This window comes from Klebsiella sp. A-Nf5 (assembly GCF_002810545.1).
GTDB lineage: Bacteria > Pseudomonadota > Gammaproteobacteria > Enterobacterales > Enterobacteriaceae > Klebsiella > Klebsiella variicola.
In genome coordinates this window covers 1-705 of sequence record NZ_PIOG01000185.1, presented here as the reverse complement: position 1 = coordinate 705, position 705 = coordinate 1, and the positions used below count along the sequence as shown (strand labels likewise).

General features: G+C 51.1%; 1 protein-coding gene. It reads left to right on the top strand.

The annotated features are described in order from the left end of the window. Window positions 1-154: 154 nt before the first annotated feature. The coding region (locus CWM53_RS20095) for an alpha/beta hydrolase (protein WP_133124364.1) at window positions 155-705 on the top strand (551 nt) is incomplete at its 3' end.

Sequence of the window (705 nt, the reverse complement as noted above, 5' to 3'; positions counted from 1 at the left end):
ACATGCCATTTAGAACAATATGGTATTAATTTTAGCATTTTTTACCTACTAATCAGAACCATTACTGCTGGCTACACTAAGCGCACGACAATAAAGCAAAGCTGCATTGTCTACTGGAGACTTGCATTGATCTCGTTTATTTAGGGGAATTTTGATGACGGTTTTCACCAAAAAACTGACAGCCGCGATACCCGCCATGCTGCTTTGCGCCTCATTAACTGGAGTGACAACGATGAGCTATGCTGAGACAACTAACCCGAATGCGCCTGTTTCACTGATTGAAAAATGGGATAAAACGTTTGCTGAAAGTTTGAAAGTGGATCATCGTAAGGTGACCTTCCAGAACCGCTACGGGATAACCTTAGTTGGCGATCTCTACCTGCCGAAGGATCGCGGCGACCGCAAACTGGCAGCTATTGCCGTGAGCGGTCCCTTCGGCGCGGTAAAAGAGCAGTCCAGCGGCCTGTATGCCCAGACGCTGGCCGAACAGGGGTTTGTCACCCTGGCGTTTGACCCATCCTATACGGGCGAAAGCGGTGGCTACCCACGCAACGTGGCCTCACCGGATATCAATACCGAGGATTTCAGTGCCGCGGTGGACTTTCTGGGCCTGCAAAAAGAGGTGGATCGCAACCGTATCGGTTTGCTCGGCATTTGCGGCTGGGGCGGTATGGCCCTAAACGACGCGGCGATGGATACACGCGT